Source organism: Streptomyces alkaliphilus, assembly GCF_014141535.1.
Taxonomy (GTDB): domain Bacteria; phylum Actinomycetota; class Actinomycetes; order Streptomycetales; family Streptomycetaceae; genus Streptomyces; species Streptomyces alkaliphilus.
Window position 1 is genome coordinate 1 of the sequence record NZ_VKHT01000038.1, and the last position, 14,727, is coordinate 14,727.

A 14,727-nucleotide genomic window follows, 5' to 3' on the forward strand; every position below is an offset into this window, starting at 1 on the left:
CCTCGACGCCCTGGCCGACCTGCACGGCGACCCCCGCGTCATGCGGCGGATCGACGACGGTCGCCCGGTGAGCCGGGAGACGGTGGAGCGCGAGACCCTGCCCGCCCTGCTGCGCGAGTACCGCGAGGGACCGACCGGCTCCCTCGGCTGCCTGGCGGCCGAGGACATCGGGGGAGCCGGGGAGGGAGGGTTCCTCGGCTGGTTCTCCCTGCGCCCCGCGCACAGCACCGGCCTGCGCCCCGGCGACGGCCTGGAGTTGGGCTACCGCCTGCGCCCGGCGGTGTGGGGACGCGGCTACGCGACCGAGGGCGCGCGGACCCTGGTCGACACGGCCTTCACCGACCTCGGCGCCGAACGGGTCGTCGCCACGACGATGACCGTCAACACCGCCTCGCGACGGGTGCTGGAGAAGGCCGGACTGGCGCTCGTGCGCACCTTCTTCGAGGAGTGGCCCGACCCCATCGAGGGCGCCGAGCACGGTGACGTCGAGTACGCCCTCACCCGTGAGGAGTGGTCCGGCTGCCTCGGCTGAGCACTTCCGCCGACGCGCCGTGGCCCGTGTCCGCGGCTCGGATCTCCCCCGTCGGACCCCACACGAGTCCGCCGTACAGACCCTCCGCCGGGGAGTGGACACCTTCAGGGACGGGAACCGGCGCCCCCCGGTCGGGTTCGGACACCGCTCGCCGGCCACGGAATCCGGAAACATCGTGAACACCGTGAGCGCCGGTGAGAAGCAAGCCCCGGCTCGGGAGACGGAGGGACCTATTCGGCGGGTTCGGCGGCCAGTGCCGTGCCGATCCTCCGGAAACCGAGCCGGGCGTAGATCCGCGCGACCGCGTCGTCACCCGCCGACAGGAAGACGGTCTCCACTCCACGTGACCGGGCGTCGGCCACCAGCGCCGCGGTGACCGCGAGTGCGAGGCCTCGACGACGGGCGGCGGGAAGCGTTCCGACCCCCACGATCTCGCTGACCCCCGCGAGCGGTTGGTGTTGGCCCGCCGAGAGCGCCATGCCGTGTTCGACTGCTGCGGCGACCACCGTCAGACCGGCGCGGATACGGGGGATCGCGGGTTCCAGCGATTCGTCACCCACACCGGCCTCGACCGCTTCCGCCAGTTGCGGTGTGCCCGCCGGACCGATACGGGTCCCGGGGTCGGCGAAGGCGAGATGGGGCACGGTCAGGGCGCCGGCGAGCACCGGATCATCCGCCCCCGGGATCCGCACCGATACGGTGCCGGCCACCTCCTCCACCGGCCCTGTCGGAGCGGATGGATCGAGCACCATCAGCGGATGCTCCCGGACCACGAGTCCCGTCTCCTCGACGGCCGCCCGCAGTGTGGGCGTGGTCTCGGCGACCCATTCGAAACTCTCCGGAACCCCCAACTCCCGCTGGCGGGCACGGACCCTCCGCACGTCACCGGCCTCCGGAGGGCCGGACCATCCCTGCGTGGGACGGGCATGGAACGGGCGGCCCCGACCCTCCCGCACGAACAGGGTCAGCGGTCCGTGTTCCTCGACGCGGGCCTCGTGGCGGGGAACCGTGTCGTGGTACTCCTCGATCCGGGCCAACAACGCTCGTTCGGGATGTTCGTGGGAGTCGGTGGAAGTCACCCGGGAATCCAAGCAACACGGCACCACCGACGCCACTTCGTTTCGCTTCACCCGGTGGCACACCCCGGCCGGAAATGTCCCGGATCGGCCGGCTCCGTGGTCGAGGAGGAGAGGACCCTCCCGGCCCCGGAGCCGGCCCCTCAATCGAGCAGGTGGTCGGCCTTGCCGGCCTTGATGTCGCGGATGAGGGTGCGCAGGGCGTCGATGGAGTCGGTGACGCGGTGCTCCTCCTGTCCGTGGACGGCTATGTGGGCGTTGCCCTCCACGTCGGTGCCGATCCGGAAGCAGTTGTTGCCCTCCCCGCAGAAGGGGTCTTCCCAAGTGATGTCGGACATCCGAACTCCTCACAGTTGCCGGGCGATGTCATGGATGAAATCCCGTGATGCCGAAGGAGACAAGGCAGCCTCGGCCATCCAGTCCAGATGGCTGCGGTACTTGGCGAGCTGTGCTTCGGCGTGGGTGAACTCCGGGCCATGAGCGGAGTCCAGTTGGACGGTATCGAGTTGGGGTACCACCCCTTCCGCGTACAACATGGCGTGACCGGCTCCCGGGAAGATTCCGCACTCCACCGGAAGGACCCGCACGGTGATGTGATCGCGTTCCGACATGGCGCAGAGATGTTCGAGTTGAGCACGGGTGGTGACCCGACCACCGAACTTCATCCGCAACGCCGCTTCGTGGACGTAGGCGACGTAGGGGAGAGGAGTTGTTCTGTCGAGCACCAGTTGCCGACGCATCCGATGATTCACTCGTAGCTCAATTTCCAGACGGGAGAGAGGCGGAAGCACAGCGCCGAAGACCACGCGGGCGTACTCCTCGGTTTGCAACAAGCCGGGCACGTGCACCGTCTGAGTGGTGTGCAACCGGGTGGCGTGCCACTCCAGTTCAGCGATGTCCAGCAGGCCGGATGGAAGCGTGCCCCGGTGCTCTTCCCACCATCCGCCTTCCCTCCGCTCGGCCATGGCCACCAGTGCTTCCACGTACGCCGGGTCCGAGCAGGAGTAGTTACCGGCGAGGGTGCGCACACGTTCGGGTGTGATGACACGAACCCCGGACTCCATGTTCGAGACCTTGGTGCGGTCGATTCCCAGCAGCCCGGCTGCGTACTCCGTGCTCACGCCTGCGGCTGTTCGAAGTTTCCGGAGCTCCGAACCCAGGCGCTTCTGACGTTCTGTGGGGGTGCGGCGGGTGGGCATGCAGACCTCTCCGAGGGTCAGTGCCTCCAGGTGAGAGGCACTGACCCAACTCTTTCGTGGTAATTGCCTCTGATGGTGTGGCAGGGTGCCGATGCATACATTAGCGTTCCGTAGTGAAGAAAATGCGAACGGCAACATCGGAAGTGCACCGCGCGAGCGTGCCCACCTTTCCCGGGGTGGGAACGCCCGCGCCCGGGAAGGCGAGCCACCGACGCCGCCGTGGTCGCGAGTACCACCCATCCTGTCAACCCTGTGCCCAGGCGCCCGAGTTCAACCGAGGAGCCGGTCGTGCCGGAAACCCCTCTTTCCATCCTGTCCGCCCGTAACCACCCCGCCGTTCCCGTCGTGCCCCGCTGCTGGACCTTCCCGCCCGAGCCGGGCTCCGTGGCCCGTGCCCGACGGGCGGTGGTCGGTGCCCTGTCACCGGACTGTTGTCCCGAGGTCCGCCACGATCTCGCCCTCGTGGTCTCCGAGCTGGTGACCAACGCCATCCGCTACGGTGCCGAACCCGACCACGCCGAACTCGTCGAGCTGGTGCTGTGGCCGGTCGACGGTTGCTACTGGCTGGCGGTCTCCGATCCCGGGGAGGGCCTGCCGCACCGGGCCCCGCCGAGCACCGAGGCCACCGGCGGGCGCGGTCTGCCGCTGGTGGACGCCCTCACCGTCACCCGCGCGATCGTCCCCCGTCCCGTGCGCGGCAAGTCCGTCGTCGTCGGCCTCCGCCTGCGCGCCGGGGCGTGAGCGAAGGACCCGGTCGACGACGGCGCACGGGGCGGAGGTTGGTCGTGCGGGTGACGGTGGCGGGTCACCCGGCGGAGACCGCCCAGCTCCCGGGAACGCCGATGACGGCCTTCCGGTGGGCGGTCACCTGTTCGACCACGTCGACGGGTGCCTTCTCCGCGGATTCGGCCTCGTACGGGGTCGGGGGTCGTACTCGATGGCAGTCGGTCGAAGGGGACGGCGATGACCTGCACGTTCATCCCGTGTCTCTCGTGTTTGCCGGAGTGGAACGGCCGGTTGGCGGCGGTGCGGTCGATCGGCAGGGGAACGCGCAGACCCCCCGGATGAGCGCGCCGGAGCCCGGTGGGCGGTACTGGGCGACTCACCCGGGGTGCGGCCCTCGGCGGACCCATCCGCATCGGCTGCACGGCCACCACCGTGCGTGCCCGCCTCGCCTCGTCACCGCGGGTGAGGCCGGAGTGCGAGGACGTGCGCACGACCCCGTTCGAGGCGGAGGTGAAACACCACCGTCGTCCGCGGACTCGCACACGGCGGTTCGATGTCCATGGACGGGGCGGCCTCCCGCCTCTGTCCACCGGCGAGCGAACGGAGGCGGACGCCCGCACCGCCGAGGTGACCTTTCCCGACCGGCTTGGATACGCGGGTGAGCGGTGCCGGGTGCGAAGAGACCGGGTGGCAAGCCCGGGGGTATTCGTCCATATTGACACCGAAAGCGGTGTGGGGCCGTAGCACCGGAGAGCGGTACCGGAAACGGGAGGAACACCGATGCGTAACGACGGCAGCGAGCCGGTGGCAAGCGGTGTCACCGGGAAGCGCCTGGCCGGACTCCGCGCGTGGAACCTCGGTCTCACCTCGCTGCACATCGCCCAGGCCGCGCTCATCGTCCTGCTCGCCGGCGGCTTCTCGATCACGGTCACCTCATCCCTCCCCGAGGGGCCTCCCGGCACGGCCCCGCCCGCCCCGGAAGCGCTGTTCGACGTGCCGATCGGCTGGGCCGTCGCCGTCTTCCTGGGGCTGGCGGCCCTCGATCATCTGCTGACGGCCACAGTGCTGCGCGGCACGTATGAACGCGACCTGCGGCGCGGGATCAATCGCTTCCGATGGCTTGAGTACTCGGTCAGCGCCACCCTGATGATCATCCTCATCAGCCTCTACTCGGGCATCACCGGCATCAACGCCCTGATCGTCATCGCCGCCGCCAACGCCGCGATGATCTTCTTCGGGTGGCTCCAGGAACTCATGAACCCGCCCGGTCGCACGGCCACCACCATGCTGCCCTTCTGGTTCGGGACCATCGTCGGCCTGGGGCCGTGGGTGTCCATCGCCTTCAACATCGCCGCCTCCGAAACGGTGCCCGGCTTCGTCTACGGCATCGTCCTCGCCCAGGCGGTCTTCTTCTTCAGCTTCGGCGTCAACCAGTGGCTCCAGTACCGCGAAATCGGACCGTGGGCCACCTACGCCTACGGTGAGAAGGTGTACCTGGTGCTCAGCCTGGTCGCCAAGTCCGTCCTGGCCTGGCAGATCTTCGGGGGCTCCCTGGCGGACTGACACGCGCCGGCCGGCCGGGCGCGCCGCCGGGGCAGAGCACGTCCACCTCCGAGCCCGCGCCGTGATCCGGCTCCTCACCCCACTTCCGGAGTCCGGCCGCGACGCCGCCGGGGCGCTCGCCCACGGCCACGGGCCCCGACCCCCGGGGAGTGCCCGGGAGGTCGGGGCCCGTGGCCGCGGGCCGGCTCAGCCGGCGCTCGCCGCCATGCGCTCGCGCAGCGACCGGGGGCGCATGTCGGTCCACACCCGTCCGATGTGGTCCAGGCACTCCTGTCGGGTGCCGGTGGTGCCCTCGGCGTGCCAGCCGGGAGGGAGGTCCCGGCCCTCGCGCCAGATGGAGTACTGATCCTCGTCGTTGCGCACGACCAGGTAGCCGGTCTCGTTGCCGTCGGTCATCGCCTCGGTCCTCCCGGGTGCGGTGGAAACGTCCGGCACCAGCGTGGGCCGGGAACGCGGCGACGGACAGGGAGAAACGCGCAGCGCCGGCGGCAATCGACCGTGCGACTCCTTCCCTGGTGAGGAGGAGAGGCGCGGCGGCAGTGTTCCGGTACACCGAGGCACCGCCGACCCCGCTGTGGAAGGAGTCCCGCCATGCCGGACGTTCCGGAGAACGTACAGCTGCCCACCGGGGGGTGGCGGCTGTGGGAACACTTCGCCCTGCGGGGGCCGGGTTTCCCGGCCGACGGGGTGTTGGAGCTGGCGCCGCCGGGCCTGGCCGCCGCCGCGGACAAGTTCGACTCCGACCGGCGCCCCTCGGGCCCGGAGTGGGAGGGCTTCGTCGAGGCGTTCGACGAGGCGGCGGTGGCGACGGCGCACCGGTTGCGGGAGATCGCGGCGTCGCCGCGGTTCCGTGCGGCGGTGGCGTGGCAGAACCCGACGGTGTTGCGCACGGGTATCGCGCCGTTTTTGAAGTGGGAGCCCAGCGCGGCGGGGCGCACCAGCATGCCGCGTCAGCGCGAGGAGTTGGTGGCGCACTACTGGCAGCGGTTCTGCGTGAAGAACGACACCATCGGCTTCTTCGGCCCCGTCGGCTGGGGCCGCTGGGACCTGTCCCGTCACGACGCGGTGACCGTGGACCCGGGCGAGGGCTTCCTCGCCGACTCCCGGGTGTACTTCGCGAGCTGGGCCATCGACGCGTTGGCCCGGTCGGTGGGGGAGGACCCCCGGACGCGCCGGTGGATCCCACCGCGTCGGATCTCCTTCGTCCGGCTCGACGACGGACGGGTGCGGCTGCCCGGTCGCCCCCCGCAGGAGATCTCCGAGGAGGACCGCGCCGTTCTGGAGCTGTGCGACGGAACGCGTTCGGTGGTCGCGATCGCCGACGGACTCGGGGTGCCCGAGGAGCGGGTGACCGGGATCGTGGAGAGCCTGGTCAAACGGCGCTGGGTCCACTGGCGCCTGGAGGTCCCCTCCAGTTCCTTCCCCGAACGGGCCCTGCGGGAGATCCTGGTGCGCATCGGCGATCGGGAGCTGCGCGAGGAGGCGTTGGAACGCCTCGCGGTCCTGGAGCGCGGACGCGACGCGGTGCAGGCCGCCGGCACCGACGCGGCCCCCCTCACCCGGGCCCTGGAGGCGCTGGAGACCGATTTCGCCGCCCTCACCGCCGCCGAGGCCCAGCGCGCCAAGGGCGCGCGAACGGCTCCCTGCCGGGGTCTGGTCTACTCCGACGCGCGACGTGCCGCCCGCGCCACGTTGGGCACGGATCTGCTGGACCGGCTCACCCCTCTGGGGATGTGCCTGACCGCCGCCCGCTGGATGACCAATCGCGTCGCCGAGGTCGTGGGGGGTCGGCTGCGCGAGGAGTACCGCAAGCTGGCCGCCGCCGGCGACGGGACCGTGGACCTGGGCACCCTGTGGATGTCCTCCCTCCCCTCACCGCACCCCCGGGCGGGCGCGGACATCGACGCCGTCCAGGAGGAGCTGCGGGCCAAGTGGTCCCGGGTGCTGGAGGTTCCGCAGGGGGTACGACGGGTGCGGCTGGACTCGGCGGACATCGCCGACCGGGTCCGGGAGGAGTTCGAGGAGCCCGGCGCCGGGTGGTCCCTGGCCCGTTACGTCAGCCCGGACCTCCTGGTTCTCGCCGAGGACCGGGAGGCCGTGGAGCGGGGCGAGTTCGAGCTGGTGCTGGGCGAGATGCACTGCGCGCTCAACACCATGGGCGCCTCGCTCTTCGTCCACCAGCACCCGGACCGGGAGGCCCTGGTGGCCGAGACGACCCGGGACTTCCCCGGCCCGCGTCTGCTGCCGCTGCTGCCCAAGGAACTGCCGCTGAAGTGGTCCGCCCGCAGCCGCCCCTCCCTGGACCGGCCGCAGGATTACCACGTGGCGCTCGTCGACGACACCGGCGACCCCCACCGGCCGCGCACCCTGCGCAGCGCGGACGTGGCGGTGGAGGAGCGCGACGGGGAGATGGTCGTCGTCCTGCCCGACGGGGCGGTCTTCCCCCTGCTCGACGTCTACGCCAACACCCTCACGCAGCGGGTGATGGACCGTTTCAGCCTGCGCCCGGAGGGGGACCACACCCCGCGCATCACCATCGACGACATGGTCGTCTCCCGGGAGACGTGGTCCTTCGACGCGGCGGAGCTGGAATTCGCCGAGGAGAAGCGGGAGGCCGGTCGCTTCGTGGGGGCCCGCCGATGGCGGCGCGAACACGACCTGCCCCGCTTCGTCTTCGTCGTCTCCCCGACCGAACCCCGCCCCTTCTACGTGGACTTCGCCAGTCCCGTCTACGTCAACATCCTCGCCAAGGCCGCCCGGCGACTCGCCCGGCGGGAACCGGGGGCCCGGCTGCGGATCAGCGAGATGCTGCCCACCCCCGAACAGGCGTGGCTGACCGACGACCGGGGGCGCGTCTACACCTCCGAGCTGCGTTTCGTGGCCGTCGACACCACCACCCCCGCGGTGGGTGGGGACGGGGACGGGGGCGAACGGTGATGCGCACCTTCGTCGACGACATCGCCGCCCTGGCCGCCCGCGACCCGCACCGCGTGGCCGTGACCGGTCCGGCCGGGAGCGTCACCCGCGGGGAGCTGATCGACCGGGTCGAGCGGTTGGCCGGGGCGCTGCGCTCGCGGGGGGCCGGGCCGGAGACCGTCTGCGCCGTCGCCGTGGATCGCGCGGACGCCGTCGTGGCCACGGCCGCCGTGATCCGTTCGGGCGCCGTCTTCCTCGGCCTGGACATCGAGCAGCCCCCGGCCCGGCTCGCCGCCCTGGCGCGCACCGGAGGGGCGCGGATGCTCCTGACCACCGCCGACCTCGCCGAGCGTCTCACCGACCTGCCCGTCCCCGGGCCGCCGGTGCTCATGGACGATCCGGCGCCGGCGGGTGAGCGGGGGGAGGTCGCCGGGCCGGACGAACGGAACGCGGCCTACGTCAGCCACACCTCCGGCTCCACCGGCGAACCCGCCCCGGTGCTGATCGAACACCGGGCTCTGGACACCTATCTGCGCTCCGTCGCCCGGGACTGCCGGCTCGGCCCGGACACCGTCGCGCTCCAGGTGGCGCCCCAGGGATACGACGCCTCGCTCCGCGACACCTTCGCACCCCTGCTGGCGGGAGGACGGGTGGTGGTGGTGCCCCGCGCGGTGCTGATGCGCCCCGCGGCCCTGGGCGCCGCCATCCGGGAGCGGGGCGTGAACACCCTGCTGAGCGTGACGCCCTCCTTCCTGTCCTTCATCGCCGGACAACCGGACGCGGCCGACGTCCTCGCCGGGGTCCGACTGGTCGCCTCCAGCGGCGAGTCGCTGCGGCCCTTCCTCGCCGCCGGCGGACGGGAACTCGTGACCGGGGAACTGATCAACCAGTACGGACCCACCGAGTGCACGATGACCTCCACCCGCCGCGTCGTGCCGCGCGCCGGGGAGGCGGCCGACATCGTCGGCGAGCCCCTGGACCACGTGGTGGTGCGCCTGTTGGACGGCGACCTGGCCCCGGTGCCCGACGGCGCGGTGGGGGAGGTCCTCATCGGCGGCACCGGGGTGGCGCGCGGCTACCGGGGGCAGCCCTCCCGCACGGCCGAGCGCTTCGTCCCCGACCCGCTGGGACCGCCCGGCGCCCGCCTCTACCGCACCGGGGACCTGGCCCGCCGGGGACCGCACGGACTGGAGTACCTCGGGCGCACCGACCGCCAGGTGAAGATCCGCGGGTACCGGGTCGATCCGGCCGAGGTGGAGGGGACGCTGCTGGCCCATCCGGGCGTCACCGGCGCCGTGGTCACGGCCGGGAGCGACGACCGGGGGCGCGTCTTCCTCACCGCCCACGTGACGGGGGTGCCGGCCGGGGTCGGGGACGCCGAGCTGCGCACCCACCTGTTGCGCTCCCTGCCGCCGCACCTGATGCCACGCCGCTTCGTGCGACGGGAGTCCCTGCCCACCACGCGCAGCGGCAAGGTCGACCGGCGTGCCCTGGCCGCCTTTGGAGGGGCGCCGTGACCGCCTCGGACACCCGGTTGGGCCCCGCCGACGTCCGGGCCGCCGCGTCCCGCATCGCCCTCCACGTCCGCCGAACCCCGCTGACCGGGACCCCGCGCGGTACGCTGCCGCGCCTGCTGCTGAAGGCCGAACACCTCCAGCACGGCGGTTCGTTCAAGACCCGTGGCGCGGTGAACGCGGTGCTGGGCCTGGGGGCCCGACGGATCGTCGCCGGCTCCTCCGGCAACCACGGCATCGCCCTCGCCCGGCTCGCCGCTCCGCTGGGGGTGGAGGTGACGGTGGTGATGGCGGCCGGGGCCAGTCCCGCCAAGGCGGCCCTCATCCGGGCCCTGGGGGCGCGGACGGTCACCGTGCCGGGGGACGTCGTCGACCGCGAGGAACACGCCCGTGCCCTGGCCGAGCGGATCGGCGCGACCCTCGTGCCCTCCTCGGACCACGAGCTGGTCGTCGCCGGACAGGGCACGGTGGGCACGGAGATCCTGGCCGACGCGCCGGACACCGACACCCTCTACGTGCCCGTGGGCGGTGGCGGGCTCCTCGCCGGGATCTGCCTGGCCGTCCGGGACCACCGGGTGCGGGTCGTCGGTGTCGAGCCGGTCGCCCTGCCGCGTTACGCCCGCTCCCTGGACGTCGGCCGCCCCGTGCTGCTGCCGGGAGCCGACACCGTGGCCGACGGCCTGCGCGGTCGGCGCCCGGGAGAGATCACCTATCCGATCGTCCGTGAGCGCGTCGACTCCCTGATCGCCGTCGACGACTCCGAGATCACGGCGGCGATGGCACTGCTGCACCGGCACGGCGTCCGCGCCGAGCCCAGCGGGGCCGTCGCCCTGGCCGGGGCGTTGCGGGACGGTGCGCGGGGGCGCACCGTGGCGATCGTCTCCGGGGGCAACGGAGGCCGGCCGCCGATGTCCGCGATTCCCTGACCGTCCCGCCCCGGTCGGTGGCCGCCGCTCACCGGCACCGGCCCGGGGCCCCGCGCCGGCACACCGAAGTCCGACCCCGGGACATCCGTTCCGGAGGAAAAGTCCGACCCCGGGACATCCGTTCCGGAGGAACCGTTCGCGCCCGTCCGGGCCCGAGACCCCGAGGAGACACCGTGACCACCCACGCCCGCCCCACCGTCGCCACCGTCACCGAGCTGCTGGTGACCGCCTTCCGCGAGGCGCTCGACCTCCCGGAGTGCGACGAGCACAGCGACTTCTACGAGTCGGGGGGCGACTCGCTCACCGCCTTCCGGATCACCGCGCACCTGCAGGAGGCGCTCGACATCGAGGTCCCCGTCGCCCTGCTGTTCGCCTACCCCACCCCCGCCGAACTGGCCGCCGTGGTCGAGGCCGACTTCACCGGCGCATGACCGCGGGGAGGCGGAACTCCATGAACGGGAACGTGACGGGAACGCGGGCGGAGACGCGAACGGAGACCGGGGCCGATACGGGGACCGGGCATCCGATCCGGCTCGGGCGCCGGCGGCTGTGGGAGCAGTTCGCGCTGCGCGGCGCGGGTTTCCCGGCCGACGGGGTGCTGGAGCTGGCGCCGCCGGGCCTGGCCGCCGCCGCGGACAAGTTCACCGCCGAGGAGGAACCGACCGGCGAGGCGTGGGAGGAGTTCACCGCCCTCCACACCGAGGCGGCGGTGGCGACGGCGCACCGGTTGCGGGAGATCGCGGCGTCGCCGCGGTTCCGTGCGGCGGTGGCGTGGCAGAACCCGACGGTGTTGCGCACGGGTATCGCGCCGTTTTTGAAGTGGGAGCCCAGCGCGGCGGGGCGTACCAGCATGCCGCGTCAGCGCGAGGAGTTGGTGGCGCACTACTGGCAGCGGTTCTGTGTGAAGAACGACACCATCGGCTTCTTCGGCCCCGTCGGCTGGGGCCGCTGGGACCCGACCGTCGAGGGGGTCGCCGTGGACCCCGGCCGGGGGCTGATCGCGGCCACCGAGGTGTACTTCGCCGGCTGGGCCGTCGACGCCCTGGCCGAACACCTGGACCGCGATCCGGCCCTGCGCGAGTGGACCGCGCCCCGGCCGGTGCCGTTCGTCCGCGTGGAGGGGAACGTGGTCCGGGTGCCCGGCCGCCCCCCGCGCACGGTGGACGACCCCACCGCCGAGGTCCTCGCCCTGTGCGACGGCGTGCGGACCGCCCGGGAGATCCGGGCCGCGCTCCCGGCCGTCGACGTGGCGGCGGTGCTGGAGGAGGCGGTGGCCCGCCGCTGGGCGGTGTGGCGACTGGAGATTCCGGCCTCCACCCATCCGGAACGGTGGTTGCGCGCCTGGTTGGAGGGGATCGACGATCCACGGGTGCGCGACCGCGGCCTGGCCGCGCTGGAGGTGCTGGAGCGCGGCCGGGAACGCGTCCGCGCCGCCGGGGAGAGCGGGGACGCCGATGAACTGGTGGCCGCCCTGAGCGGCCTGGAGGGGGACTTCACCGCCCTCACCGACACCGCCGCCGTCCGGGAGAAGTCGGCGTCCACGGCTCCCTGCCGCGCGCTGGTCTACTCCGACGCCCGGCGCTCCGCCACCGTTCGCACGGGGCGGGCCGTGCGGGAGGCGCTCGCCCCGCTCGACCCGCTGCTCACCGCCGCCGGGTGGCTGACCTCCCGGCTCGCGGAGGAGGTGATGGACCCGATCCGCGCCGTGCACACCCGGCTCGCCGCCGACGGACCGGTCGGCCTGGCCGACTTCTGGTTCGCCTGCATGCCCGTCCTGCACGGCGAGGCGCGCGGTGTCGCGGACCGGTTGCAGCGCGAGTTCCGGGAACACTGGTGGGACATCCTGAAGCCGCCCCCCGGCGCGCACCGCGTGCGCGGGACCCTGACCGACATCGAGAGCGCGGTCGAGGAGCGCTTCGGCGGCGGACGGCCCGGCTGGACCGCCGCCCGCTACCTCAGCCCCGACGTCATGATCGCCGCGACGGGACCGGAGGCCGTGGCGCGCGGGGACTTCGAACTCGTCCTGGGCGAACTGCACCTGGCGGCGAACACCCTCGGCGCCTCGCTCTTCGTCCACCAGCACCCCGACCCCGGGGAGCTGGTGGCCCTGACCGACCGCGACCATCCCGGCCCCCGTCTGATGCCGCTGCTGCCCAAGGAGCACCGTTCCCGGTTGTCGGGCCGCATCCGCCACGCCCTGGTCCGGCCGACGGACTACCAGGTGGGGCTGGTGGACTTCACCGCGGACCCGCGCCGGCCGCGCACCGTCCGCGGGGCGGAGGCCGAGGTGGTCGAGCGGGACGGGGAGCCGGTCGTCCTGCTTCCCGACGGGGCGACCTTCCCGGCCGTGGAGGTCTTCTCCCACGCGCTGACCACCCTGTCCATGGACCTGTTCGACATCCTCCCCGAGGCCCCGCACACCCCCCGGGTGACGATCGACCGCCTGGTGGTCGCCCGCGAGACCTGGCGACTGCCCGCCGCGGAGGCGGACTTCGCGGAGGAGAAGAGCGAGGCCCGCCGTTACGTGGGCGCCCGCCGCTGGCGGGAGCGGCACCGGCTGCCCCGCTTCGTCTTCGTGGTCTCCCCCACCGAACCGCGTCCCTTCTACGTGGACTTCGACAGCCCGGTCTACACGACCATCCTCGCCAAGGCCGTCCGTCGGCTCGCGCGTCGGGAACCGGGGGCCGCGCTCGATGTCGATCCGCGCAATCTCCCTGCGCGCAGCGTTGCGCCTTCTTCCCTGGTGACGGCTCCCCGCCGGCAGCACTGTGGAGGCAACCGACCGGAGGGAGGCCCACAGTGAGGGTTGGCGCGGCGCATCACGAGACCACGGGGACCGAGGGGACCGGGCGAGGGGACGAGACCCCCGTCATGTCCTTCGCCCAACGGCGCATCTGGTTCATGGACCGGCTCGCCGGCGGTTCCTCCGACGCCCTGCTGCCCCTCGCCGTGCGGTTGGAGGGAGACCTCGACGTCCCGGCGCTGGAGAGGTCGCTGCGGGGCATCCTGGAGCGCCACGAGATCCTGCGCACCCGCTACCCCGTCACGGACGGCGATCCGACCCCGCACGTGGAGGACGCCGCGAGGGTGGTGCTGGAGCGGACCACGGCCGTCGACGTCGACGAGTTCTTCGCGCGGGAGCTGGGTCGCCCCATCGACCCGGCCGGCGAACCCCCCGTGCGCATGGTCCTCGCCCGGACCGCGCCCCGCGAGCACGTGCTCCTGGTGATCGTCCACCACATCGCCGTCGACGGGTGGTCCTGGAACATCCTGCTCCGCGAACTCGCCGCCGGTTACCGGGGCGAACCCGTCTCCCCGCCCCGGCGCCGCTACGCCGATTTCGCCCGCGACGAGCGGCGTCGGCTGACCGGGCCCCGCATGGAGCGCCTGCTGGACTACTGGCGCGGGCGACTCGCGGGCCTCGCCCCGCTGGAACTGCCCACCGACCGCCCCCGCCCGGCTTTCTGGGACGGCGAGGGCGACGTGGTCCGCTTCGCCCTGTCCACCGAGGTGGTCGCGGACGTGGACCGGGTCGCCCGCGAGCACCGTGCCACCCGCTACATGGTGCTGCTCGCCGTCTACCAGGCGCTGCTGGCGCACCGTTCCGGCCGCACCGACATCGCGGTGTGCAGCACCATGACCGATCGCGGTCGGCCGGGGGCCGAGGAGGTCGTCGGCCCGTTCGTCAACACGCTGGTGCTGCGCAACGACCTCTCCGGCGGCCCCGGTTTCGGCGCCCTGCTGGAGCGGGTGCGCGGCAACGTGCTGCAGGATCTGTCCCGGGCCGAGGCCCCCTTCGACCGGGTGGTCGGAGAGGTGGCCACCGGCCGGGACATGTCCCGTCACCCCCTGGCCCAGGCGTCCTTCACGCTCCTGAACGCCGGTTACGAACCGTTGCGGCTGCCCGGTCTGCGGGCCGAGCTCCTGCCCGCCCCCCTGGCGGGCAGTCCGCTGGACGTCTTCCTCGACCTGGGACTGCTGCCGGACGGTCGGATCGCGGCTCGTCTCCAGTACGCCACGGCCCTCTTCGACCGCGCCACGATGGAGGACTTCGCCGCCTCCTACACCCGGCTGCTGAGCGCCGTCCTCGCGGACCGCACGACCCCGGTCGCCGAGCTGGCCCGTCGTTCGGCGCCCAGCGGCGCGACGGACCCGGCCGTCACCGCCGCCGCGCCCGCGCCCGTCGTCCGTCACCGGACCCCGGTGCGGTTGTGGGGTGGTGGTGGTTCGGCGGTGGTGTGTGGGGATCGGGTGGTGTCGTACGGGGAGTTGGAG

13 protein-coding genes and 1 pseudogene are annotated in these 14,727 nt (G+C 72.8%); 9 read left to right on the forward strand and 5 right to left on the reverse strand.

Features of this window, described 5'->3' with window-relative positions; translation table 11 throughout:
• Positions 1-532 (forward strand): GNAT family N-acetyltransferase (locus tag FNQ90_RS02730; RefSeq protein WP_182604777.1); only part of this gene is annotated, 532 nt, incomplete at its 5' end.
• Between the two features lie 230 nt (positions 533-762).
• On the opposite strand, the gene FNQ90_RS02735 is transcribed toward FNQ90_RS02730, so the two are convergent.
• The 3 genes from FNQ90_RS02735 to FNQ90_RS02745 form a co-directional block, all read right to left on the reverse strand.
• The gene (locus FNQ90_RS02735; protein ID WP_182604778.1) at positions 763-1,611 is read right to left on the reverse strand and encodes a GNAT family N-acetyltransferase; all 849 of its coding nucleotides are present in this window, start codon (positions 1,609-1,611) and stop codon (positions 763-765) included.
• A 140-nt stretch (positions 1,612-1,751) separates the two neighbouring features.
• Positions 1,752-1,946 (reverse strand): hypothetical protein, encoded by a 195-nt coding sequence (locus FNQ90_RS02740; RefSeq protein ID WP_182604779.1) that lies wholly within the window; start codon positions 1,944-1,946, stop codon positions 1,752-1,754.
• A 9-nt stretch (positions 1,947-1,955) separates the two neighbouring features.
• On the reverse strand, positions 1,956-2,807 hold the full coding sequence (locus FNQ90_RS02745; RefSeq protein WP_182604780.1) for a helix-turn-helix domain-containing protein: 852 nt from the start codon (positions 2,805-2,807) through the stop codon (positions 1,956-1,958).
• Between the two features lie 288 nt (positions 2,808-3,095).
• On the opposite strand from FNQ90_RS02745, the gene FNQ90_RS02750 reads away from it, so the two are divergent.
• A complete protein-coding gene (locus tag FNQ90_RS02750) occupies positions 3,096-3,548 on the forward strand; it encodes an ATP-binding protein (RefSeq protein ID WP_323379746.1) in 453 nt (150 codons plus the stop codon).
• A 200-nt stretch (positions 3,549-3,748) separates the two neighbouring features.
• Here the strand turns inward: FNQ90_RS02750 and FNQ90_RS02755 are convergent.
• A pseudogene (locus FNQ90_RS02755) lies at positions 3,749-3,850 on the reverse strand (IS5/IS1182 family transposase); the annotation flags it as partial.
• Positions 3,851-4,313: 463 nt separating this feature from the next.
• Here FNQ90_RS02755 and heR point away from each other — a divergent pair.
• Positions 4,314-5,096: a heliorhodopsin HeR gene (heR, locus tag FNQ90_RS02760; protein WP_182604781.1), complete on the forward strand. Its 783-nt coding sequence runs from the start codon at positions 4,314-4,316 to the stop codon at positions 5,094-5,096.
• 186 nt (positions 5,097-5,282) lie between these two features.
• On the opposite strand, the gene FNQ90_RS02765 is transcribed toward heR, so the two are convergent.
• Positions 5,283-5,492 carry an MbtH family protein gene (locus tag FNQ90_RS02765; protein ID WP_143621851.1) on the reverse strand — a complete coding sequence of 70 codons (210 nt, stop codon included), beginning with the start codon at positions 5,490-5,492 and terminating at the stop codon, positions 5,283-5,285.
• 195 nt (positions 5,493-5,687) lie between these two features.
• Here FNQ90_RS02765 and FNQ90_RS02770 point away from each other — a divergent pair, with 195 nt between their 5' ends.
• The 6 genes from FNQ90_RS02770 to FNQ90_RS02795 form a co-directional block, all read left to right on the forward strand.
• Entirely contained in the window at positions 5,688-8,033 is a 2,346-nt protein-coding gene (locus FNQ90_RS02770; RefSeq protein WP_182604782.1) for a lantibiotic dehydratase, read from the forward strand.
• Positions 8,033-9,529, forward strand: coding sequence for an amino acid adenylation domain-containing protein (locus tag FNQ90_RS02775; protein ID WP_182604783.1), 1,497 nt, complete (start codon positions 8,033-8,035; stop codon positions 9,527-9,529). Before FNQ90_RS02770 ends, FNQ90_RS02775 begins: the two co-directional genes overlap by 1 nt.
• Positions 9,526-10,452, forward strand: a complete 927-nt coding sequence (locus FNQ90_RS02780) for a threonine ammonia-lyase (RefSeq protein ID WP_182604784.1) — start codon at positions 9,526-9,528, stop codon at positions 10,450-10,452. Before FNQ90_RS02775 ends, FNQ90_RS02780 begins: the two co-directional genes overlap by 4 nt.
• 173 nt (positions 10,453-10,625) lie before the next feature.
• On the forward strand, positions 10,626-10,883 hold the full coding sequence (locus FNQ90_RS02785; protein ID WP_143623229.1) for an acyl carrier protein: 258 nt from the start codon (positions 10,626-10,628) through the stop codon (positions 10,881-10,883).
• Between the two features lie 20 nt (positions 10,884-10,903).
• The gene (locus tag FNQ90_RS02790; RefSeq protein WP_182604785.1) at positions 10,904-13,255 is read left to right on the forward strand and encodes a lantibiotic dehydratase; all 2,352 of its coding nucleotides are present in this window, start codon (positions 10,904-10,906) and stop codon (positions 13,253-13,255) included.
• A gap of 68 nt (positions 13,256-13,323) precedes the next feature.
• On the forward strand, positions 13,324-14,727 hold a 1,404-nt coding region (locus FNQ90_RS02795; RefSeq protein WP_228470810.1), incomplete at its 3' end, for a condensation domain-containing protein.